We start from the raw sequence: 20,766 nt of genomic DNA on the forward strand, positions 1-20,766 counted from the left end.
ACCACTCGGGCGGAGTTCTTCCAGTTTTTTATACGAAATCGCTTATGAGCATCCGCTGTTGGATGCTTTTTTGCGTTTATGTACTTCTCAAATTCATAGAAGGAAAATGAAGAGCTCATAATGAAATGTTTATGGTAGAAATATAGCTGTTCATTGGGGGTTTTAGTTTGGCTTTGACTTATGCAGTATCCGGAAGTACCATCTTATCTGATCCAGATCGATTTGAGGATCTGTTCTGGAAGGGAATCGAACATATTGAAATTGGCGAATTTGCGAAGGAAGAAGACTTTCAATTGTTCTTGCAAACTTGTAAAAAACATCGGGCAAGCTTTGGTGTTCATTCACCAGTGTTTCGACAGGATAGTAAATACGATCTTTTGGAAAAAGTCGTCCACGATCCGTCGTTTGCCTGGAAAAGGCTTGAAGAGGAAGCGGAGCGCTTGTCGTCGCTAGGTGCGGAGTATCTGCTCGTCCATTTTCCATTTTTTAAAGGGGAGAATGATGGAGACGCCAACGAGCGCATTGAGGAAGGTCTTCAGAAATTAAGCACTATCCAAGAACGATATCAGCTGCCGATTGTATGTGAACCGAAACTTGGATTGAACAGGTCAACTGCAGGCATCGAATATTTACATCAATTTTCAGAGCAGACGTGGTCCACGTATGGTCTGAAGCTCTGTATCGACATTGGGGATTACCTGATGGCAAAAGGTGAATCCGCACTCGATTACATAAAAAAGTGGGAAAAACATATCGCTGTCGCGCATATTCATAATGTGACTTTTCACGGTGACAAGTACATTTGGACGATGGTACATCCATCTTATGAAGGAGAGTTGTACACACTAAAGCCTTTGCTGAAGTATCTGGCGAGTATTGAAGGGCTGCGGTTTGTATTTGAGCACACACCGCATACCGATCCAAGTGCGTCTTTTGTAAAAGAAGGATTCGAATGGGTGAAGTCGATCGCTCCTCAAGAACAGGAGATCTCAAGATGAAGAAAATACTTGTGATGTTGGTTGTGTTCCTTCTATCAGCAGGGTGTAGTCAAAACGAGTTGGTCCATAAGGAAGTCAAAATGGATGAATTGGATAAAGAAATCAGCTCATTTTTTCTCAATGAACAAGATGAGAATGGGATTTACCTTTTTCAAGATCAAGGGGAAAGAATATATGTATTTTTGAACGGGTGGAACGTGAAACAAGGTGAAGCAGCCTCAAGCTTCAGTAACTTCGAAGTTGATCCAGAAGGCGATACCTTGAACATTTATTATGAGGAACAAACTACAACAGAAGATAAAAACAAAGAGCTAGATAACAGGATGATCTATGAAGTCCAATTCGACAGAGATTATGATCGTCTTGCGATTTTCAAAAACGGGGAAGAAACGCACTTTAGCACTTCATCAGGACGTTAAATCATGAGAAAAGAGCTGACTTCATATCAGCTCTTTTTCTTTAGATCTTTTTGAGGTCGTACCCATAATTGATGAAATCCTTTTGATAAATTGTACTGACTAATTGCAAGGTATCTTGATCGTAGAAATTTTCATATGGTGGCAAAGGTTGATAAAATGATTGGCTAGATAATCTCATGTTGGCAAAGTTACGGTTGTCGCTGGTATTCATCTTCTGGGTGACGTGATGAGGAGATTTGATAATTTCCTCCAGCGGTGAAGGGGGTAGCTGATACTTTTCCTCTATCTTTTTGATTGAGGGAGCGAATTGTTCAAGCTTGATAAAGTTCTTGATGAACATCTTCTCACCATCAAGATATTGCTGTATCATATGCCCGTTGATGTTACCACGTTCAACTCCCATATTTTGAACACGATACAGAAATTGTTTGAACGACAATCCCTGATCCATGCCTGGAGCAACCGAGTTCATGATGCTCGGGGTCCGGAGTGTATGGAAGTAAGAGCTGACGGCTCTCGTATAAGGATCACGGACAAGTTTATAAACATCTTTCGTCCCATCCAACAAATGCTTCCGGATTTTATTCGTATGGTTGTCTTGTTGTTCAAATATTTTCATTCTGTAAGTATGGATGATTTCATCGTATTCCGTAGCATCCTGTAGCTTCCCGATTTGATAGAAAAACCATTTTATGAGAGAAGTACATCCACATTTAGGATTCCAGAAGAATATGATAGGAAAATCTTCATCAAAAAGAGGGATTGGCCGGGTAATCAGGTGGTTCGCAATTTTACGTTTATGAAAACTATGACTTGTCATATTGTGTACCTCCAGAAGGGTTGTCCAATGCTCGATTATATATCATATGAACGACCTTATCCCTGTGTGATGGGAGGAAACACCTATTCCACACCTAGGAAGAGGATTTTTCATGTAGAAGGAGAAGAGTATAAGGTGCCGAACTGCTAGTTTTATAGCGGTTCAGTGTATACAACTTTGAAAAAGAGTAAAAGGACATAGGAGGTCGACATGGATCAGTTCTTTGTCTGGGTGCCGGTTGTCGGTGGAATCATCGCATTAGGCGCGGGAATCTGGTACTATGCAGCAATTGGAAAAGCAGTTCATGAAGAGGAACAAGCGGCTGGTAAAGACTTAACGTACGAGATGAATCCGTTTACGGGATCAGCGAAGTCGAAGTCGGTGAAAAAGAAATAGGTGGCCCACACATAAAATAATGTAGGTCGTTTTTCTAAAACGACCCTTCATTTTTACAAAACGTCAGTGATTTTTTGCAAAACCAGAGTGGATTTTTCTAAAACCACCCCTGATTTTTCTAAAACCGACGCTGTTTTTTACAAAACCGCCCACGAAAAGTGCCAAAACCGACCACCGAGTGGAGGTTTTGAGCTGAAAAAGGAGTGAATCCAGTGGAAATTACATATGAAATCGTCAAAGATGACGAAATTGAATGTTGCAGGGACCTTTGCAACAAATTGATGAAGTTCCAGAAGTCGATGGCGCATTTCCGCCCAGAGCTGTTCGACTCGATGAGCTTCGAATCGCGCATGATTCCTGCCGTACAACGGTCTACACATAATTTTACCGTGGTCGCGAAGATCGATGGAAAAGCGGTGGCTTACGTGTATTCCAACATCGCCCCTAAGGAGACGTACGACATGGATTTCGCCACGTTCTTCGACCTGGATACGGTGGAGGGAGAAGAAGTGGGCTGCTTGGCGAACTTCTACATCGATGAAGGGTACCGCGATCTCGGCATCGGGTCCAAGCTTTTCAACATGTCGATGGAATGGCTCGACAGCTACCGGGAAGTAGAGGACTACTTTGTGTTCGTTTCCAACGGCAATGAGAAGGCCCTCGAATTTTATAAAAGAAAAGGGTTCGTCTATAGCAACGAGGTGCTGGACGGTTTCATTACGACGTTACGTTCCAAGAAAGGTGCGATCGTTCCGAAGAAAGAATCCGTTTAAAAAAATTGGCTGGAACTTTTTCGCTATACTCTGAATAGGAATAGATGTACAACTCGGAAAATTGAAATCTGGATGTTGACACGTTGAAATCACCGTGCTAAGATTCAGATAATTTAAAACTTAATTTCATATGCAAGCTCTTATCAAGAGAGGCAGAGGGACTGGCCCGATGAAGCCCGGCAACCGTCAAACGTACGTCACGTTTGAAATGGTGCCAAATCCTGCAAGGCGTTTATGCGCTTTGGGAGATGAGAGAGACAAATTCGCTAACTTTGCCTCTCTGTCTATACAGAGAGGCTTTTTACGTTTCTCGAATCTTCATAAATCAATCTGAGACAAAGGGGGATCGATTTGGTGAGTAGTCAGAAAAACTTTTACAAAACGGGCATCGTGCAGATTCCTAATTTTACGCTTGAGTCGGGTGAGAGCCTGGTGGAGGTGGAACTCGCTTATGAACGGTGCGGACCACGGGATGCCCCAGCGATTCTTGTATGCCACGCACTGACCGGTCAACATCTGACTGTGGGAACAGAGGATGAACCCGGCTGGTGGAAAGGATTGATTGAGGATGGCGGCTATATCGATACAACAGAGTACCAGGTCATCACCTTCAATGTACTCGGTGGGTGCAACGGCTCGACCGGTCCGCAGTCAATGGATCCGAAAAAGGGTGAGCCATACGGGGAGCATTTTCCGCGTCTCACAGTCCGGGATCTCGTCGAAGTCCAATACGTCGCTTTGAAAATCTTAGGGTTCAAACGGTTGAAGGGTGTGATGGGCGGTTCACTTGGGGGCATGCAGGTCCTTGAGTGGGGACTCATGTATCCGGAGTTCGTGAATGCGCTGTTTCCGATTGCAGTGACGCCAACCTTAAGCGACTACGGCATCGCGTTCAACCATATTTCCGGTGAAGCGATCCGGAACGGAGGGGACCAAGGCTTGAGCATCGCCCGTATGATCGGCATGATGACCTATCGTTCGGATGTGCTCTTCAATGAGCGGTTCAACCGAAACCAGCGCATTGCAGAAGATGGAATTCCAACGTACGAAATCGCTTCTTACTTAAGTTATCAAGGGGAAAAATTGCAGGAACGATTCAACAAAGACAGTTATTTGACGCTGCTTGATGTGATGAACACACACGACATCGGCCGGGGAAGAGGTGGCCTCGAGCAAGTCATCCACGGGTATCAGGTTCCGGTTTTCGGTGTCGGATTCACCCGGGATCTCGTCTATCCGTCGGAAGTATTGGCAGGTTTCATTTCAGCGATTCAGCAAGAAGGAGGATACGCGGAGTTTTACGAGGTGAAATCAAAATTCGGTCATGACGGCTTTCTCGTCGAATTTGAAAAATGGGGCTGGTTCATTCAGGAAAAATTAACCGAGCTCGACACATTGGTCCAACACAAACAAGCATAAATGAAAAGGAGAGGTTCAAATGAGTGAAAACAAGAAATATCGTTTAGAAACAATCGGGGTACATGGTGGTCTGCAGGCTGATCCTGTAACAGGTGCGCGAGCGCTACCAATCTATCAATCGAACGCATACAAGTTCGAAAATACGGATCATGCTGCGGACTTATTCGCGTTAAAAGAAGAAGGCTACATTTACTCGCGAATCCATAATCCGACGGTGACGACGGTGGAAGAGCGGGTGGCGCAACTTGAAGGCGGTATCGGCGCTTTGGCGCTGGCCAGCGGAATGGCGGCAATTTCAACGGCCATCTTCAACATCGCAGAAGCGGGGGATGAAGTCGTCTCCGCATCCACTCTGTACGGTGGGACGTTTAACTTGTTTGCGACAACGCTGCCAAAGCACGGCATCACGACACATTTCGTCGACCCGAAGGATCCAGAGAACTTCAGAAGAGCAATCACACCGAAAACGAAGGCGATTTTCGCAGAAACGATCGGGAATCCGGGACTTCACGTATTGGATATCGAAGCGGTTGCGAAAGTCGCCCATGACGCAGGCATCCCGTTGATCGTCGATAACACGTTCGCCACACCGTATCTCTCGCGACCGATCGATCACGGAGCGGATATCGTCATCCATTCTGCGACGAAATGGCTTGGAGGGAACGGCACATCGCTCGGTGGCATCATCGTCGACGCCGGAAAGTTCGACTGGAACTCACCGAAGTTTCCTGGTTTTACAGAGCCGGATCACAGCTATCACGGCATCATCTATTCGGAAGCGTTGCCTGAAGCAGCTTTCATCGTGAAGGCGCGCGTACAGCTTTTACGTGATACAGGGCCATCTATCAGCCCATACAATGCGTTCCAGATCGCACTCGGTTTGGAGACCTTGCACGTGCGAATCAAGGAGCACGTCGCCAATACTCGTAAAGTGGTGGAATACTTGGAAAACCATCCGGCGGTCAAATGGGTGTTGTATCCGGAAAGTGAAAATCACCCATCCCATGAACTGGCGAAAAAATACTTGCCGAAAGGAGCAGGCTCGATTGTCGTGTTCGGTATCCAGGGTGGAAGGGATTCAGGATCAGCGGTCATCAACAGTGTTGCTCTTTGGTCGCATGTCGCCAATGTCGGTGACGCGAAGAGCTTGATCATCCATCCGGCAAGTACGACGCACCAGCAGTTGTCCCCGGACCAGTTGAAAGATTCAGGAGTGACGGAAGATCTGGTCCGTTTATCGGTCGGCATCGAGAACGTCGAAGATCTGATTGAGGACCTTGAGCAGGCGATCGAAGTTGCGACTGGCTTCTCCTCCTTCAACACAACGAAAGTGGTCGGCTAAACTTTTATGAAAAAAGAACGCATACCACTTATGGATGTTCGAAGTTTTCTCGTTCTCGTGTTGGTAGGTATGGTGGTCAGGTTCATAGTAGTTTGAGAAAAGGAGGTAAAAAATTGGCCAAATTGAAGATAGCGTTACTCGGTTTCGGGACTGTTGGAAGCGGTGTGTATGAGATCATTCAAAAACAGCAAGATAGGCTCCGGACGATTTTTGGCAAAGAGGTCGAGGTCGCCGGAGTCCTGATCCAGGATGAAACGAAATCTCGCGAGGTTGATGAGGACGTACTGGTGACATCGAACTTCGAGGAGATTCTTCACATACCGGATTTGGATATTGTGGTTGAAGCAATCGTCGGAGTGGAACCGGGTTATACGTACTTAAAGCGTGTCATTGAAAAAGGGTGTCATGTGGTCACAGCGAACAAGGAGTTGTTCGCACATAAAGGGCATGAGTTGAAAAAGCTGGCAGCAGTCCATGGAGTAGAGGTGTCTTTTGAAGCGGCAGTCGCAGGCGGAATCCCGGTGATCGGCACGTTGAAGCAGCTTCTCCAAGCCAACCAGGTGGTGAAGATCGACGCGATTCTGAACGGAACCTCTAACTATATCCTGACCGAAATACGTGAAAAAGGTCGTTCTTTCTCAGATGCGTTGGCAGCGGCACAGGAAGCGGGGTATGCAGAGGCTGATCCGTCCAACGACGTCGATGGACATGACGCTTTTTTCAAAACCGTAATTCTGACAGAGTTATTGTATGGGGTCAGGGTCAACTGGGACGAGGTGAACCACAAAGGGATCCGGCACGTTTCGGTAAAAGATCTTCAAGTGGCGGAAGCGCTTGGATTCCGATTGAAGCACATCGCATCACTCGAGTTGCGGGAAGGAAAGTTGACGCTCGGAGTGGAACCGAAATTGGTAGCTGAAGATCATCCCCTTTATTCTGTCGAAGGGGTCGACAACGCTCTCGTCATCACAGGGGATTTCGTCGGACAGTTGAAGCTCCAAGGACCAGGTGCCGGAAAGTTCCCGACAGCGAGTGCAGTAGTGGAGGATTTGGTGAACGTGGGTCGTGGCGTTCAAGAGCCTGTATTACCTGGAAAAGTAGAGCTTAATATATGCGCTGTTGAGCAAGAGCAATCCTACCTTCTAATCGGAAACTGTAAAACGACTGTTCCAGGAAAGGTGGAAATCGATCACACATTGCAGATCCATGGTCAGTTGCATGCGGTAAAGGTAGTCACAGTGAGGCCGACCGTTGTCGAGCAAATCGTTGAAAAATCACCTGGATTGGTCGCCTATCCGATTTCCGGCACCTTTCCTTCCGGAGTCCGAAAAGCTTCCGTAACGGCATAACGGGGAGAAACACTCATTTTCAGATGAGTGTTTTTTCAATTTTGGATTATAAATCCTGATTTTGGATTATAATTTCCGGGTTTGGATTATAATTTCCGGGTTTGGATTATAATTTCCGGGTTTGGATTATAATTTCTGAATTTGGATTATAAATTCTTATTTTGGTTTATAAATCTGAATTTCGGATTATATTCTCATTTTGCAGAAAGCCAGATACTTGTATAGGAAGGAAATGGAACTGACCAGTCGAAATAAAGGTTGTGCAAAAGGATTTCAATACCACTCAGAACAAGAAGGATACGCAAATAAAGAAGATGAAAAGTACATATCTGTCCGCTATTCAAGAACCATATAAATTACTCTCCATGATGGACTTAGTCGGGTATAAGATTGATAATTATTATCAATAATAGGAAAGAAGGCAACCACGCCATTGGCTGCCTTCCCTATTTTCATTATAGTCCTTGTGGTTCAAACGTCTTGCAATCTGTTTCCTCACTGTTATGTGCCTTTTCACCTTTATGGCTGACTACGAAAATTTTCTCAGCCATGCACTGCTTTCCATCACGATTATGCACACAATTGCTTACTTCACATAAAACATCTTGTGCCATGATCATTCACCACCCTTCATGTTTTTAGAGTTGACCTTTTCGCAAAAGTTCATACAATCAAGTGGGATCATTTATATTCAATTGCCTCTTACATACCCTCAATTCTTAAAATGTACACTAAAATGACAGAAAATTTAAATAACATATCAATTTGAGTCGAAAGTAGGAACTGTGGAGGGAGTCACAGTTCCTAGCAGGATATTCCAAATAAAAACAGAATACCTCATATCGAGACACTCGCATAAATCACTTGAAACAAAACTGTCCATAATCATTGATGCATGGCAGTTTTTATCTTTGGGGAGGGGAAAGTTTTTATGAATGAGTTAGAAAGAGTAATTGACGCGTATAGTGAGAAAAATTACTTGAGCGGATCCATCCTGATCGAGAGGGATGGGGAGGTCCTAATGAAAAAAGCGTATGGGGAGGCATCCATTCAGCTTGGCGTCCCCAATTCGGTAGAGACGAAATACCATATCGCCTCTGTGACGAAAATGTTCATCGCTGCTGCAGCCCTCAAGTTGGAAGAACAAGGATTGCTGGATTTGAAACAAAAACCGAGCCATTACATACCTAGCCTTGAAAACCTCCACCCAGAAATCACACTCCATCACTTACTTAATCACACTTCAGGACTTCCCGACATCTATGGTGAAAACGACTTAAGGTTGAAAATGGCCGAACTGAATAAAGAGGAAGGTGATTTTCTCACCTACTTATCCAATCAAGAGCAAATGTTCACACCTGGTGAGAAGTGGGATTACAGCAGTACAGGTTTTATCATGACGAGCTATATTATGGAGGAAGTGACCGGTCTCAAGTTCGAACAACTGCTTGATCACCTGTTTTTCAAACCACTCGATATGAAAAATACGGGACAAGACGATCCGAAGAATATCAACATCGGACGCGCATACGGCCACTCTATTGAGGATGGTACGTATATCAACGCAAAAAATGACAGGTTGGCGGATGTAGATGCGCCTGGCGAGCTCTATTCGACGGTTGGAGACCTCAGCACGTGGTGCAACGCCATCCTCAACGGTTCTGTGCTTTCTGAAGAATCAACTGAGAAAATGTTTACGCCTTATCATCAGACGACAATTTCACCGAATCTGAAATATGGCTATGGGTGGTTCTTAGGGAAGGATTTCAGACTTGTACCTGGGGGAACACCTGGTTTTAAATCGGAAGTATGGCAATATCCCGAAGAGAAAATCAACATCATCATGCTATGGAACTTTGAAAAAGTGAACACCTTTGAGTTGATGGATCAAATAAAGCCGTTACTCATAAAAGAAAAAGTCCAGTGAACACAGAACTAGAGTTCAGAACAGCGATAGAACACGACCTGGAAAAAATCGTAGCAATGCTTGCTGATGATGTGTTAGGGAGCAAGCGGGAGCGGTTTGAAAAGCCACTACCAGATTGTTATACGGATGCTTTTCACGCGATCGACAAAGATCCGAACAACGAGTTGATCGTCGCTTGCCTAAGGGATGAAGTCGTTGGCGTCATCCAGATCACCTATACACCGCACATTGCCCGACAAGGTGGTTGGCGCGCAACGATTGAAGGTGTTCGGACCTCATCGGCAACACGCGGAAAAGGCCTTGGTTCACAGCTGATCCAATATGCCGTTGAACGAGCAAAAGAAAGAGGATGTCAGTTGGTCCAACTGACATCTGACAAAGAACGAAAGGACGCCATCCGGTTTTACGAAAAACTCGGGTTCAAAGCCTCCCATGAAGGACTAAAATTGCAGCTCTAACAGAAAAAAGCGTACCGAATGTGTACGCTTTTTTTTACACTTTAAAAATCTTGATTCGAAAACGGCAGGAGAAGCTTAATGCCGCGCTTGTTAACAGGTAGCACTTTCATATCGCCGACCAGATGACTCGCATAGCCGGCAAGGAGTGCCCAAAACAAGCCTTCTATACCAAAAGCAGCTTCCACTTGCCGGGCAATCACGCCAAAGAAGATGACCCCAAGAATGGAGTGCGTGTAACTGCGGTGGGGAACGATAGAAGCAACAACTATATATACGCCGAATAAAAACAACCAGTTTTCTTCCAGAAACAATCCGGCGGCGACAACACCAAGTCCCGAAACGAGCAGCATGTGTCTCCTTGTAAGGAAGGAAGCAATCACAATGATGCCAACACCCGCTCCGACACCGTTCCACTTTTCTTGTCCGACACCTGTCAAAAAGCTGTATACGATAATGAGCACACCGATGATTTGAGCGAGGGTTTGGATGAATTTATGCGAATTGGTAATTTTGTTGCTCAACGTCCCGTCCACATCCATATCCGGTATCAGTCCTGCTATCCCGCCACTTGCAATCAGAATCCCCGTGGTGACGGGATCGGTCTCGAAGACATTGGATGTGACCAGTCCTGCGACGCCCCCGACTAATAAATGTGATGTTCCTTTCATGTCGTTCACCTATCTCTCTATGTATGGTTTTCTATGCGTGAAGTTAGGGGCAGTAGTAGATATTGTATATAATAGAAGGAAAGAACGAAATGCTTGGGGGTGCATTTATGTATTTATACTTAACCATCATCGTCGTTGCCGTAGGTATTCTTTCACTGGTCGGCACATTGGTCATAGGCAGAAAGGTGGACAAGGAAGCTGAACAGTATAAGCGAGAATCGAATCGGACTGAAGCACAGCTGAAACGCTCCAACGAATATGAAACGAAATCCGTGAGATTGAACATCAAGGTGTTGACGCTCATCTATGCGTTCACTTTCCTTTTTACAATCATCGTCATGGGGCTTTATTTTTATTTAAGGTGAGTTGGTGGACAAGATGGAATTGACATATGAACTAGGGGATGAGGTCATCCAACGGTTGCGGCCGCATCTGGACGTGCCGATCAATTTAATGGATACGAGCGGTAAAATTGTAGCGAGTTCCGACCCGGAGCGCGTCGACCAGTTACACAGTGGTGCGATCCGTGCGATCGAAATTCAACAAGAGCTGCTCTTATACCCGGAGGATGTTGTGGATTACCCAGGAACGAAACCGGGCGTCAACCTGCCGATGTATTTTTTCGGCGAGCTCGTCGGTGTGGTCGGCATTACAGGTCATCCGGATCAAGTGATTCAAGCGGCGAACATTACGAAGGCCGCTGTTGAAATTGCGCTCGAACAGATCCATCTTCAGAAGCAAACGGCCTTCCAGGAGAACACGCTGTACAACTGGCTGTTACAGCTTCTGCATCCGTACGGTTTTGATGAGGAAAAACTCGAGCAGGAAGCGAAGCACATTCTGAAGATCAAACTAACGGAACCGCTCATAGTGGTCGTACTGCAAGCGAGGAATCCGGCTGTTTTTACAGAGGAAATCCGACAGAAGCTGGATGCTGTGTTCGTCTCCAGACATGAGGAAGATGAACTGGTCCTCGCGGTAAAAGAGACTGAACTACTTGAGCCAGTGCTGCTTCCTTTACTAGAGTCCAATCCGGATCTTCTTATAGGCGTCGGAAATTCTGGTAAAGGGGTCAAGGGTATTCGGGAATCGTATGACCAGGCTAAACAAGCGATGAAGTTCACTAGGGAAAAACGGTTCACCCGAATCGAAGAGTGGAAGCTCGAGCAACTGATCGATCAGATCCCGCACCATACATATGAGGATGTATTTGCGACCTATGCAGAATGTCTCAGAAACATGGAAGATAGTTATGAGGAGACCTTGCGCATTTATTTCCGGTCCAATCTTGAATTGAAGGAGACGGCTGAACGACTGCACATCCACCGGAACACGCTCATGTACCGACTCGATCAGATTCATGAAAAAGTAGGTCTTAACCCACGGATGTTCACGGATGCGATGCTACTTTATATCCTTTGTTTCAAACAGTAGTTGTGCACATGCACAAATCAATAGACAGAAAATTAGAATATTTCATGGATTCGACCAATTGTTTAGCAATTGGTTTTTCTATTTAATAGAGATAAATACAGATAAAGGAGTGCGCTATGAAAATCGTTATTTCTCCCGATTCATTCAAAGGCAGTATGACATCCGAGCAAGCGGGACGAGCCATGGCAAGAGCCTGTCGAGAGGTCTTCCCAGATGAAAAACCGATTCTGAAACCGATGGCCGATGGAGGAGAGGGGACTTTGGATACGCTTATTTTTTCAACAAAAGGTAAGCGCTTACACGAAAAGTGCACAGGACCTCTGGGCGATGAAATCAAAGCCGCTTACGGTGTGCTCGGTGATGGAAAGACAGCAGTCATTGAAACGGCTCAGGTTGCAGGTCTCACGCAAGTTCCAGTAGATCGCAGGGATCCGTACTTCACGACTTCTCGCGGTTTAGGTGAACTGATCCTTCGGGTCATCGATGATGGCTTTGACTCGATCCTGATCGGGCTCGGCGGGAGTGCGACGAATGACGGAGGTCTCGGCATGCTTCAGGCGTTGGGAGCCCGGTTCCTCGACCGGTCGGGAATAGAGGTCGATGGCTTCGGTAAAAACGTGCCGGAAGTCGCTCGCGTCGATCTTTCGGGCATGGACACTCGGTTGAATGAGGTAACGATCCGAGTGGCGAGCGATGTGGAGAACCCGTTATGTGGGGAAAAAGGCGCAAGTCACATTTACGGTCCACAGAAAGGTGCAACGCACGAACAGATCCTGCTCCTCGATACTGCGCTTGATCATTACAGTGCCCTCATCGAAAAAGAAACCGGACGTTCGTGGAAAGAGAAACCAGGTGCCGGTGCAGCGGGTGGACTCGGATTCGCCTTGATGACCATCGGGGCAGAACTCGTCTCTGGCGCAGAGCTCATCGCAAAGGCGATTGATTTGGAAAGCTCGATAGTAAGCGCGGATCTTGTTCTGACTGGTGAAGGGCAGAGCGATGAACAAACGCTCTTTGGAAAAGCGCCAGGTTATGTCGCGGAGATCGCAGCGAAACACCAGGTCAAGACGGTGCTTTTATCCGGCAGCCTACGAGGAGAGTTGGACGCTTTACACGAAAAGTTTGCAGGATGTTTTTCAATAGCGAACGGTGCGATGCCGCTGAAAGCGTGCATGGAGTCAGGTGAAGAATTGCTTTACGAGCAAACGAAGAATGTACTTCATTTCATTCAATCATTTCAAAAATAGGGGGATGCAATCATGGAAGGTATTGGACTCATAATTGTCATTACACTAGGAGTATTATTCGTTATTTTTGCAACAGCCAAGCTGAAAGTCCATCCGTTTCTTTCGTTGTTGATTGCCGCATTTGCGATGGGAATCCTGGCTGGACTTCCACTTGCAGATGTCGTTACGGCAGTCAATTCAGGATTCGGAGGATTGATGGGCGGGATCGGACTCGTCATCGTGTTCGGGACGATCATCGGTGTCATTTTGGAACGATCAGGGGCTGCACTCAGAATGGCTGAAGTCGTGCTCCGGATCGTCGGAGAGAAACGGCCTCAGCTCGCGATGAGCTTGATCGGTGCGATTGTCAGTGTACCGGTATTCTGTGATTCCGGTTACGTCATCTTATCTTCATTGAAAAAGTCACTCGCACGTCGCGCGAAGGTTGCGGTCGCTTCTATGGCGATTGCGCTTTCCACAGGATTATTCGCAACCCATACACTCGTACCGCCGACGCCAGGACCGATTGCGGCAGCAGGTAACATCGGCGCACAGAACTATCTTGGTGTCATCATTCTCGTCGGGATCGTGGTCGCGATTCCTGCCATCATCGCCGGGTACATTTGGGCGATCAAAGTCGGAACGAAAATCAAAGTCAAAGATGAAGACAAGTTGGAGTACGATGTCGATGAAATTGCGGCGAGTTTCGGTGAAATGCCGTCCACATTCAAATCGTTCGCACCGATCGTCGTTCCCATCCTGTTGATTGGGTTAGGTTCTGTTGTCACGTTCGCCGGCTGGGAAGGGAAGTTCTTCGAAATTCTCTTATTCTTAGGCTCGCCCGTCGTCGCCTTGTTAATCGGAATAATGTTTGCGTTTACACTGCTTCCGAAGCTGGATGAAGAAACATTGACCCAGTGGATCGGCCACGGCATCAAGGAATCTGCACCGATTCTGTTGATTACAGGTGCGGGTGGCGCATTCGGCTCGGTCATCAAAGCGACACCCGTTGCCGAATTCATCCAGGGATTCGGTGACAGCAGTCTGATCGGCGGAGCATTCTTCCTGCTCATCCCATTCTTTATTGCGGCAGCGTTGAAAACAGCCCAAGGTTCGTCTACCGCAGCCATCGTCATCACGTCGACGTTGATTGCGCCACTTTTGACACAGGTCGGGATCGAAGGCGCGTTACCGTTAGCCCTCGTCGTCATGGCTGTCGGAGCCGGTGCGATGGTCGTCTCCCACGTGAACGACAGCTACTTCTGGGTCGTGAAGGAGTTCAGCGGCATGACCGTTACGGATGCTTACAAAGGTCAAACAGCAGCTACCCTCATCCAGGGAATCGTCGCACTCATTGTGACCTTGCTGCTCTGGTTGATATTCGTCTAAATAAGAAAGGTTTCAGCGTAATGCTGAAACCTTTTTTTCTGCTATTCGAGTGAAAGATTGACCGCCTCAATGGCATGAATGTGGGCGGTGTCGTAAATCGGAACGTCCACGTCTTCCGCTTTGATGAGAAGCCCGATTTCAGTGCAGCCGAGGATGATGCCTTCTGCACCATTGTCGACAAGCTGTTGGATGATCCGCTTGAACGCTTCCTTCGATGTAGGCTCGATTTTTCCAAGGCAGAGCTCTTCGTAAATCGTCTGATTGACGATGGCCCGATCGGCGGCATCAGGAACGAGCACACTGAGCCCGTTCGCTTCAAGTCTTGATCTGTAAAAATCCTGCTCCATCGTATATTTCGTACCGAGCAATCCGACTTTCTGGATGCCATCCTCATGAATCCGAGCCGTTGTCGCATCCGCGATATGTAACACAGGAATGGTGATGGCGCGTTCGATGTCATCGATGACCTTATGCATCGTATTCGTGCAGATGACGATGAAATCCGCACCGCCTTTCTCGAGAGACTGCGCGACATGCGCAAGGTTTTCGCCAGCCTTATCCCATTCGCCTTCCGCCTGATAGCGCTGATTTTCCGCAAAGTCGACACTGTACATCAAGCACTTCGCAGAGTGAAGACTACCAAGCCTCCTCTTCACTTCCTGATTGATGATTCGATAATATTCTGCTGAAGACTCCCAACTCATCCCGCCGATCATGCCGATCGTTTTCATTCATGAACACCCCTCGTCCGTCCTGATTTTTCACAAAGTTATCGCTCATTATAGTCTACTTCCACTCGTTCGGGAAGCCTTTTAACAGAATTTAATTTATTTTTACAAAAAACAAAATTTCCTATTGTGTATTTTTCCCAGTTGAGATAATGTATATAGAAATCTTTAAATCCAGGGTTCAGAAAGGTGTTGGTTCATTTGGGACAGAATCATTATCAGGTTGGAAGAGGGATTGGAAGAATCCATCAATACTGTTAGCTGGCATTGGCATTTCAAATCTAGGGGATTGGATTTACCTTATCGCATTAAACCTCATGATTTTGAACATGACGGGCTCAGCAGCGGCAGTCGCGGGCTTGTACATGTTGAAACCTCTCGCCTCCATGTGCACGAGTTTTTGGTCCGGGAGCATAATCGACCGCTTCAACAAACGCCGGATCATGATTACACTCGATATCGTGCGCGCTCTGCTTGTCGCGATCATTCCATTCATCGGTTCGTTACCAATCATTTATGTATGTGTGTTCCTCATCAATATGGGAAGTTCGTTCTTCTTTCCGACTTCCACCACCTACATTACCAAGCTGGTACCCAAGGAACGGAGGAAACGCTTCAACTCGTTACAAAACTTGATTTCTTCCGGTTCATTCGTCATCGGGCCAGCCATCGCTGGTGCACTCGTTTTTGTGGGCTCGGTAGCTTTTGCCATCTACATGAATGCCCTGTCGTTCCTGCTATCCGCTTTGGTGCTGTTCTTTTTACCGAGTATGGAAGGGGAACGGGCAAGCACAGAGGAAAACCTCTCCTTCAAAATGTTGAAGGAAGACTGGGCGGTCGTTCTTGCTTTTAGTAAAAACGCAGCCTATGTCATGGGCGTGTATGCCTTATTCGAAGCAGCGATGCTGTTCACGGCTGCGCTCGATTCAACGGAAGTCGTGTTTACACGAAGAGTTCTCGGACTTTCGGAGGGAAGCTACGGCGTCCTCGTCAGTATTGCGGGAGTCGGGTTCATCCTCGGATCCGTTTTCGTGACAGTCCTGACGAATTACTTGAAGCTGAAGCACATGATCGGGATCGGGACGACCATGACCGCAGTCGGATACCTCATGTACGCCATGTCGAGTACATTTATAGGAGGAGCAATTGGTGTATTTGTTCTTTCCTTTGCCCTTGCTTGTGCACACACGGGTTTCATCACCTTTTACCAAAACAACCTACCAGTCGATATCATGGGGCGGGTCGTAAGTGTTGTTAATGTTTTCGAATCCGTTCTCACAATGGCATTTATCCTATTGATCGGAATGACAGTAGAACTCATCAATGTCAAAATCGCTGTCATTTCAGGATCCGTACTCATGCTGCTCGTATCCTTAGCATTATTGTTCATGACATGGCTACCGACAGGTCACGCATATTATGAGGAAAAACAAACCGCAGAAGCGATGTAAGGAGGAAAAAAGATGGGGCAACAATTTACTGAAATGATGCCAAAGCATATCGAGTTCATCCAAAACCAACAGCTCTTTTTTGTCGGAACGGCACCGTTGAATGAAGATGGACATGTGAATCTGTCTCCGAAAGGCTACGACACACTCCGAGTTTTGAGTCCGACACAAGTCGCTTACCTCGACTTGACCGGAAGCGGAAACGAAACAAGCGGTCATCTGGAAGAGAACGGCCGGATCACGTTCATGTTCTGTGCATTTGAAGGGGCACCTTTAATTCTGAGGCTTTATGGAAAAGGAAAAGTCGCCGTAAAAGGCTCAGCTGAATGGAATCAATACATCCAACACTTTGACGAACTTCCTGCCGCCCGTCAGATCATCATAGCCGACATACACAAAGTCCAGACTTCTTGCGGATATGGCGTCCCGTTTTTCTCATATGAAGGGGATCGAGAAAAATTGAAAGAATGGGGCATTAAAAAAGGCGACAAACTTCAAGACTATCAAGCTCAGAAAAACAGCTACACACTGGATGGGATAGAGACGCCAATAGGAAGAAAGCTGAAGAACATAGAGTAGGAGATGAAGCAACATGTGTGGGATTGGAATTTAACTTAACAGTAAAACGACATCAATTGATAGAGAGGATTGAAGCGGATCTCTTAGCAGACACCAACGTGACAGGCGTCTTCTATGGTGGATCGATTGGAGCTGGGAATGCAGATCCTTACTCTGATATCGACCTCCGCATCGTCGTTTCAGAAAGTGCTTTTTCACCATATATAGAGGACAAAATGGAACGAGCGAAAGCATGGGGAGATGTTCTGTTTTATGAACAAGCGTACCCCGAACTTTCCTACACAGTGGTCCATTATCGCTCGTTTGTAAAAGTAGATTGCTTTTACTATAGGATGGAAGATTTGAAGCCTTCCATATGGCTGAAAAAGATTCGTATTGTGAAAGATGCAACAGGAACTCTGGAAAAAATCCAGCTACTGTCCCAAGGGCTATCCTATCAACCTACGATTCAGGAGTTTGATGCATGGAAAGGGAAACTGTTCGCATATTTTCATGAAGTGTACCGCCGAATTATGAGAGAAGAATTGTCTTACGCCCAAACCATGATCCTCGGTCTGAAATGGCTCATTGCAGCTGGTTGGTATATGGAAAAGGGAATCCAACCGAATGCCTTCGGGGATTGGTCGAAGATGGAGGGCTCTAGAAGTCCGTTGAATCAAGCACAACAAGAGATGCTGCAAGCTTGGAACTTGCCTCAAGAGCAACAGCAGTTTTTACCAGTCTTGAATGAAATGATTCCAGCTGCGAATCAAACATATAAGAATCTATGTAACAAATTGAATGTAGAAGAACAACAGAGTCAATTTGATGAAGTCGTCAATCTTTTTCGTTAAAGGGAGCGATACCTTGATAAGGAACCTCATCAGAAGGCTTTTCACTCCGTACATGACTGTCTATCATACAAGAGATGCGGGAGCTTTTTTAAATGCAAAACTGCAACTGGAAGCAGGCGGCATTTTAGACTACCAAGTACAATCAAATATATCGGATATCCAATTTGCGGGTCCGGTGGTTCACACCATTCGGGTTCGTAAAGAGGATTACAATATAGCCAAAACCATACTAAGTCAAAAGCACAACGGATAGAGCTCCGGGAGAGAGACGTACATCCAAAGTTGTAGGAAAGTTGATACCACGACATGATTCGGATTTGTCGGGAACAGCTTACAATTGACGTATCAATAGAGAGAGAAGGGATACTATGAGATTCAGAGATTTTCACAAAAATATCAAAATCCGGATCATAGAGTCATTTATCAGTCGGTTCATCGGAAGTATGATCTTCCCATTCATGTCGATTTACCTCGCCGTCCATTTCGGTGCTAAGATTGCAGGACTCTTACTATTAATTAATGTAGGAGTTGGAATCGGAATCAATTTCATCGGTGGTTATTTCGCGGATCAATTTGGTCGGAAAAGAATCATGTTATTCGCGGAGACGCTCCGTTTTCTCGCTTTCGTCACGATGATGATCTGCAATTCACCTTGGTTCGAATCACCAGGCATCACATTCGCGATGATGACCGTGAACAGCATCTGTTGGGGGCTTGCGGGACCTGCCAACCAGGCAATGCTCATTGATGTCAGTACACCACCGCAACGGAAGCTCATGTATTCTATTACATACTGGGCGAACAATTTGTCCATCGCCATCGGTGGGATCATCGGGGCTTTCTTGTTCAAAGATTACTTGTTCCAGCTCTTCCTGGCATTGAGTGTGGCAGCAGCCATCGCAGCACTCCTTGTCGCTTTTTTCATCGAAGAAAGCTACGCGCCGGTCGATTCAGACCTTACACCAGGCGGTCACGTCTTACAGCTCTTTTCCAATTATAAAAAAGTGCTGCATGACAAGTTGTTCGTCATGTTCACGGTCGCAGGTGTATTGATTCTGTCGATGGAATTCCAATTGACGAACTACATCGGGATCCGTCTAAGTGCCGAGATGGAGACGCAACAATTCTTGTTCTGGGAAATTGACGGGGTCCAGACGATGGGCTTCTTGCGAAGTGAGAACACGATCCTGGTGGCGATTTTGATGTTGTTCATCACGAGATGGACACAGACGTTTAAAGATAAATCAACGCTCGTGTGGAGCTGTTTCTTTTTCACAATCGGATACGGGGTCTTATCCTATTCCAACAACCTGGTTATCTTGTTCGTGATGATGGCCGTCTTAACAGTAGCTGAGGTCATCCGGGTTCCGGTGGAAAATGCCTACATGGCCTCAATCCCTCCAGATGATGCGAGAAGCTCATACATGGCGTTCAACGGTCTGAAATTCAATCTTTCCATGTTGATTTCTTCTGTAACAGTTACTCTTGGAGCATTCCTTCCTTCGGTTGTCATGACGGTTCTCATTACAAGCATCGGACTTGTTGGAACAATGATTTATTTCATGATTACACCAGGATTAGATGAACGGAAATCAGAAGTAGAATTAAAGCAAGCGGGTTAGGGGGGATTTTATCAAAACGTGGATTGCAGCAATCATCACAGTCGCTGTTATTGCTGGGGGATATTTCTTCTACGACTATTACACGCATGATCCGTATTATGGAATGTCGATCATACCTGAAGAACATGACGACATCCCACTATATGAAGGTTTGCGTGTCGATGAACAGCGCTATACGGTAAAAGGTGATCAATGGCAAGAGGTTTATGATTTTTACATGAAGGAGCTTCCTGCCAATGGATGGAAACTTCAACATAAAGGTTCATCATTGGACGATGACGACCCGGAAAATGACTGGGGGGGCTTCTATTCTACCTGGGTAAAAGAGGGGTATAATTGGGAGCTTGATGTTCGTTCCATGTACGATCAAAGCGATAAGAAAACAGAGGTTGTTTTTGATAAGCACGACATTCACACGGCCACCGTTTGGATTGATGAAGCTCCTGAAACGATGTGTGTGTATGAAAAAGCGAGCGATGACACATGTCGTACGATTGAAGATCGTGAAACGATACAGAAAGTCGTCGACCTCATTAATTCGAGTTTAGATTGGAATCAAACAACTGAACCTCACAGCAAGAATAGTAAACTCCAAATTGGAAATCTGGGAATTGAAGTACTTTATAAAGAAGATGAGATGGTCTATTTCAAATCGGAGAAGGGGACCAAAGCTATGAAACCTGAACTTGAATTTTTCGAATATACCGGTCTCGCATATGAAAGAGCTGACAATTGAAGTCGGCTCTTTTTTATGTTCTCCAACCAACGTTAATATTTGTAATAATTCTGTAAAGTTAGAAAACTCCATGTTATGTTACGATAATAATGGGTTATGGGGGAGGTTGTTGAAAGTAGAAGGTTTTAGAAAAAGAGGCGATAGATAAAGATATGCTGATATATATAGAAGATAAAAGTTGTTTTTCTACTTTATAGACGCT

General features: G+C 45.9%; 22 protein-coding genes and 1 riboswitch. Of the genes, 18 read left to right on the forward strand and 4 right to left on the reverse strand.

From position 1 onward, the window contains the following. Positions 1–167 precede the first annotated feature (167 nt). Both ACSVDE_RS03060 and ACSVDE_RS03065 read left to right on the forward strand, forming a co-directional pair. A complete protein-coding gene (locus ACSVDE_RS03060; RefSeq protein WP_439299492.1) occupies positions 168–998 on the forward strand; it encodes a TIM barrel protein in 831 nt (276 codons plus the stop codon). Then, positions 995–1,417: a hypothetical protein gene (locus tag ACSVDE_RS03065; RefSeq protein WP_439299493.1), complete on the forward strand. Its 423-nt coding sequence runs from the start codon at positions 995–997 to the stop codon at positions 1,415–1,417. Before ACSVDE_RS03060 ends, ACSVDE_RS03065 begins: the two co-directional genes overlap by 4 nt. 40 nt (positions 1,418–1,457) lie before the next feature. Here the strand turns inward: ACSVDE_RS03065 and ACSVDE_RS03070 are convergent, their stop codons facing one another. Then, complete coding sequence (locus ACSVDE_RS03070; protein WP_439299494.1) at positions 1,458–2,237, reverse strand: sulfotransferase family 2 domain-containing protein; 780 nt, start codon at positions 2,235–2,237, stop codon at positions 1,458–1,460. 210 nt (positions 2,238–2,447) lie between these two features. Here ACSVDE_RS03070 and ACSVDE_RS03075 point away from each other — a divergent pair, with 210 nt between their 5' ends. From ACSVDE_RS03075 to ACSVDE_RS03095, 5 genes are all read left to right on the forward strand, one after another. Then, entirely contained in the window at positions 2,448–2,633 is a 186-nt protein-coding gene (locus ACSVDE_RS03075; RefSeq protein ID WP_439299495.1) for a hypothetical protein, read from the forward strand. Between the two features lie 212 nt (positions 2,634–2,845). Further along, positions 2,846–3,406: a GNAT family N-acetyltransferase gene (locus tag ACSVDE_RS03080; protein WP_439299496.1), complete on the forward strand. Its 561-nt coding sequence runs from the start codon at positions 2,846–2,848 to the stop codon at positions 3,404–3,406. Between the two features lie 137 nt (positions 3,407–3,543). Beyond that, a riboswitch (SAM riboswitch) is annotated at positions 3,544–3,661 on the forward strand. A gap of 99 nt (positions 3,662–3,760) precedes the next feature. After that, positions 3,761–4,825: a homoserine O-acetyltransferase family protein gene (locus ACSVDE_RS03085; protein WP_439299497.1), complete on the forward strand. Its 1,065-nt coding sequence runs from the start codon at positions 3,761–3,763 to the stop codon at positions 4,823–4,825. Positions 4,826–4,844: 19 nt separating this feature from the next. After that, positions 4,845–6,167 carry an O-acetylhomoserine aminocarboxypropyltransferase/cysteine synthase family protein gene (locus ACSVDE_RS03090; RefSeq protein ID WP_439299498.1) on the forward strand — a complete coding sequence of 441 codons (1,323 nt, stop codon included), beginning with the start codon at positions 4,845–4,847 and terminating at the stop codon, positions 6,165–6,167. Between the two features lie 113 nt (positions 6,168–6,280). Continuing rightward, on the forward strand, positions 6,281–7,516 hold the full coding sequence (locus ACSVDE_RS03095) for a homoserine dehydrogenase (RefSeq protein ID WP_439299499.1): 1,236 nt from the start codon (positions 6,281–6,283) through the stop codon (positions 7,514–7,516). A 455-nt stretch (positions 7,517–7,971) separates the two neighbouring features. Here the strand turns inward: ACSVDE_RS03095 and ACSVDE_RS03100 are convergent, their stop codons facing one another. Then, positions 7,972–8,130: a DUF1540 domain-containing protein gene (locus tag ACSVDE_RS03100; protein ID WP_439299500.1), complete on the reverse strand. Its 159-nt coding sequence runs from the start codon at positions 8,128–8,130 to the stop codon at positions 7,972–7,974. Between the two features lie 317 nt (positions 8,131–8,447). On the opposite strand from ACSVDE_RS03100, the gene ACSVDE_RS03105 reads away from it, so the two are divergent. After that, positions 8,448–9,443 carry a serine hydrolase domain-containing protein gene (locus ACSVDE_RS03105; protein ID WP_439299501.1) on the forward strand — a complete coding sequence of 332 codons (996 nt, stop codon included), beginning with the start codon at positions 8,448–8,450 and terminating at the stop codon, positions 9,441–9,443. Between the two features lie 56 nt (positions 9,444–9,499). Then, on the forward strand, positions 9,500–9,901 hold the full coding sequence (locus ACSVDE_RS03110; protein WP_439301921.1) for a GNAT family N-acetyltransferase: 402 nt from the start codon (positions 9,500–9,502) through the stop codon (positions 9,899–9,901). 41 nt (positions 9,902–9,942) lie between these two features. Here the strand turns inward: ACSVDE_RS03110 and ACSVDE_RS03115 are convergent, their stop codons facing one another. Continuing rightward, complete coding sequence (locus ACSVDE_RS03115; protein ID WP_439299502.1) at positions 9,943–10,569, reverse strand: metal-dependent hydrolase; 627 nt, start codon at positions 10,567–10,569, stop codon at positions 9,943–9,945. Between the two features lie 107 nt (positions 10,570–10,676). On the opposite strand from ACSVDE_RS03115, the gene ACSVDE_RS03120 reads away from it, so the two are divergent. From ACSVDE_RS03120 to ACSVDE_RS03135, 4 genes are all read left to right on the forward strand, one after another. Continuing rightward, entirely contained in the window at positions 10,677–10,934 is a 258-nt protein-coding gene (locus tag ACSVDE_RS03120) for a hypothetical protein (protein ID WP_439299503.1), read from the forward strand. A 13-nt stretch (positions 10,935–10,947) separates the two neighbouring features. Next, positions 10,948–12,003, forward strand: a complete 1,056-nt coding sequence (locus ACSVDE_RS03125; protein ID WP_439299504.1) for a CdaR family transcriptional regulator — start codon at positions 10,948–10,950, stop codon at positions 12,001–12,003. A gap of 116 nt (positions 12,004–12,119) precedes the next feature. Further along, the gene (locus tag ACSVDE_RS03130) at positions 12,120–13,250 is read left to right on the forward strand and encodes a glycerate kinase (protein ID WP_439299505.1); all 1,131 of its coding nucleotides are present in this window, start codon (positions 12,120–12,122) and stop codon (positions 13,248–13,250) included. 12 nt (positions 13,251–13,262) lie between these two features. Then, the gene (locus ACSVDE_RS03135) at positions 13,263–14,618 is read left to right on the forward strand and encodes a GntP family permease (RefSeq protein WP_439299506.1); all 1,356 of its coding nucleotides are present in this window, start codon (positions 13,263–13,265) and stop codon (positions 14,616–14,618) included. Between the two features lie 41 nt (positions 14,619–14,659). Here the strand turns inward: ACSVDE_RS03135 and ACSVDE_RS03140 are convergent, their stop codons facing one another. Further along, positions 14,660–15,349, reverse strand: a complete 690-nt coding sequence (locus ACSVDE_RS03140) for an aspartate/glutamate racemase family protein (RefSeq protein WP_439299507.1) — start codon at positions 15,347–15,349, stop codon at positions 14,660–14,662. Between the two features lie 149 nt (positions 15,350–15,498). On the opposite strand from ACSVDE_RS03140, the gene ACSVDE_RS03145 reads away from it, so the two are divergent. From ACSVDE_RS03145 to ACSVDE_RS03165, 5 genes are all read left to right on the forward strand, one after another. After that, positions 15,499–16,797 carry an MFS transporter gene (locus ACSVDE_RS03145; RefSeq protein ID WP_439299508.1) on the forward strand — a complete coding sequence of 433 codons (1,299 nt, stop codon included), beginning with the start codon at positions 15,499–15,501 and terminating at the stop codon, positions 16,795–16,797. A gap of 12 nt (positions 16,798–16,809) precedes the next feature. After that, a complete protein-coding gene (locus tag ACSVDE_RS03150; RefSeq protein ID WP_439299509.1) occupies positions 16,810–17,373 on the forward strand; it encodes a pyridoxamine 5'-phosphate oxidase family protein in 564 nt (187 codons plus the stop codon). A gap of 17 nt (positions 17,374–17,390) precedes the next feature. Beyond that, positions 17,391–18,206 (forward strand): aminoglycoside 6-adenylyltransferase, encoded by an 816-nt coding sequence (locus ACSVDE_RS03155; RefSeq protein ID WP_439299510.1) that lies wholly within the window; start codon positions 17,391–17,393, stop codon positions 18,204–18,206. A 368-nt stretch (positions 18,207–18,574) separates the two neighbouring features. Further along, a complete protein-coding gene (locus ACSVDE_RS03160) occupies positions 18,575–19,828 on the forward strand; it encodes an MDR family MFS transporter (protein ID WP_439299511.1) in 1,254 nt (417 codons plus the stop codon). Positions 19,829–19,931: 103 nt separating this feature from the next. Next, positions 19,932–20,564: a hypothetical protein gene (locus tag ACSVDE_RS03165; RefSeq protein ID WP_439299512.1), complete on the forward strand. Its 633-nt coding sequence runs from the start codon at positions 19,932–19,934 to the stop codon at positions 20,562–20,564. Positions 20,565–20,766: the final 202 nt, after the last annotated feature.

The sequence above is a fragment of the Pseudalkalibacillus sp. Hm43 genome (genome assembly GCF_051842935.1).
In the GTDB taxonomy this organism is placed as follows: Bacteria; Bacillota; Bacilli; order Bacillales; family Fictibacillaceae; genus Pseudalkalibacillus.

What these genes read in the sequence shown, in the direction of transcription:
- ACSVDE_RS03075 (WP_439299495.1), top strand. Translation starts at nt 2,448, where the DNA reads ATGGATCAGTTCTTTGTCTGGGTGCCGGTTGTCGGTGGAATCATCGCA.
- ACSVDE_RS03160 (WP_439299511.1), top strand. Translation starts at nt 18,575, where the DNA reads ATGAGATTCAGAGATTTTCACAAAAATATCAAAATCCGGATCATAGAG.
- ACSVDE_RS03065 (WP_439299493.1), top strand. Translation starts at nt 995, where the DNA reads ATGAAGAAAATACTTGTGATGTTGGTTGTGTTCCTTCTATCAGCAGGG.
- ACSVDE_RS03130 (WP_439299505.1), top strand. Translation starts at nt 12,120, where the DNA reads ATGAAAATCGTTATTTCTCCCGATTCATTCAAAGGCAGTATGACATCC.
- ACSVDE_RS03105 (WP_439299501.1), top strand. Translation starts at nt 8,448, where the DNA reads ATGAATGAGTTAGAAAGAGTAATTGACGCGTATAGTGAGAAAAATTAC.
- ACSVDE_RS03165 (WP_439299512.1), top strand. Translation starts at nt 19,932, where the DNA reads ATGTCGATCATACCTGAAGAACATGACGACATCCCACTATATGAAGGT.
- ACSVDE_RS03125 (WP_439299504.1), top strand. Translation starts at nt 10,948, where the DNA reads ATGGAATTGACATATGAACTAGGGGATGAGGTCATCCAACGGTTGCGG.
- ACSVDE_RS03100 (WP_439299500.1), bottom strand. Translation starts at nt 8,130, where the DNA reads ATGGCACAAGATGTTTTATGTGAAGTAAGCAATTGTGTGCATAATCGT.
- ACSVDE_RS03115 (WP_439299502.1), bottom strand. Translation starts at nt 10,569, where the DNA reads ATGAAAGGAACATCACATTTATTAGTCGGGGGCGTCGCAGGACTGGTC.
- ACSVDE_RS03110 (WP_439301921.1), top strand. Translation starts at nt 9,500, where the DNA reads ATGCTTGCTGATGATGTGTTAGGGAGCAAGCGGGAGCGGTTTGAAAAG.
- ACSVDE_RS03140 (WP_439299507.1), bottom strand. Translation starts at nt 15,349, where the DNA reads ATGAAAACGATCGGCATGATCGGCGGGATGAGTTGGGAGTCTTCAGCA.
- ACSVDE_RS03150 (WP_439299509.1), top strand. Translation starts at nt 16,810, where the DNA reads ATGGGGCAACAATTTACTGAAATGATGCCAAAGCATATCGAGTTCATC.
- ACSVDE_RS03120 (WP_439299503.1), top strand. Translation starts at nt 10,677, where the DNA reads ATGTATTTATACTTAACCATCATCGTCGTTGCCGTAGGTATTCTTTCA.
- ACSVDE_RS03070 (WP_439299494.1), bottom strand. Translation starts at nt 2,237, where the DNA reads ATGACAAGTCATAGTTTTCATAAACGTAAAATTGCGAACCACCTGATT.
- ACSVDE_RS03135 (WP_439299506.1), top strand. Translation starts at nt 13,263, where the DNA reads ATGGAAGGTATTGGACTCATAATTGTCATTACACTAGGAGTATTATTC.
- ACSVDE_RS03145 (WP_439299508.1), top strand. Translation starts at nt 15,499, where the DNA reads ATGTATATAGAAATCTTTAAATCCAGGGTTCAGAAAGGTGTTGGTTCA.
- ACSVDE_RS03090 (WP_439299498.1), top strand. Translation starts at nt 4,845, where the DNA reads ATGAGTGAAAACAAGAAATATCGTTTAGAAACAATCGGGGTACATGGT.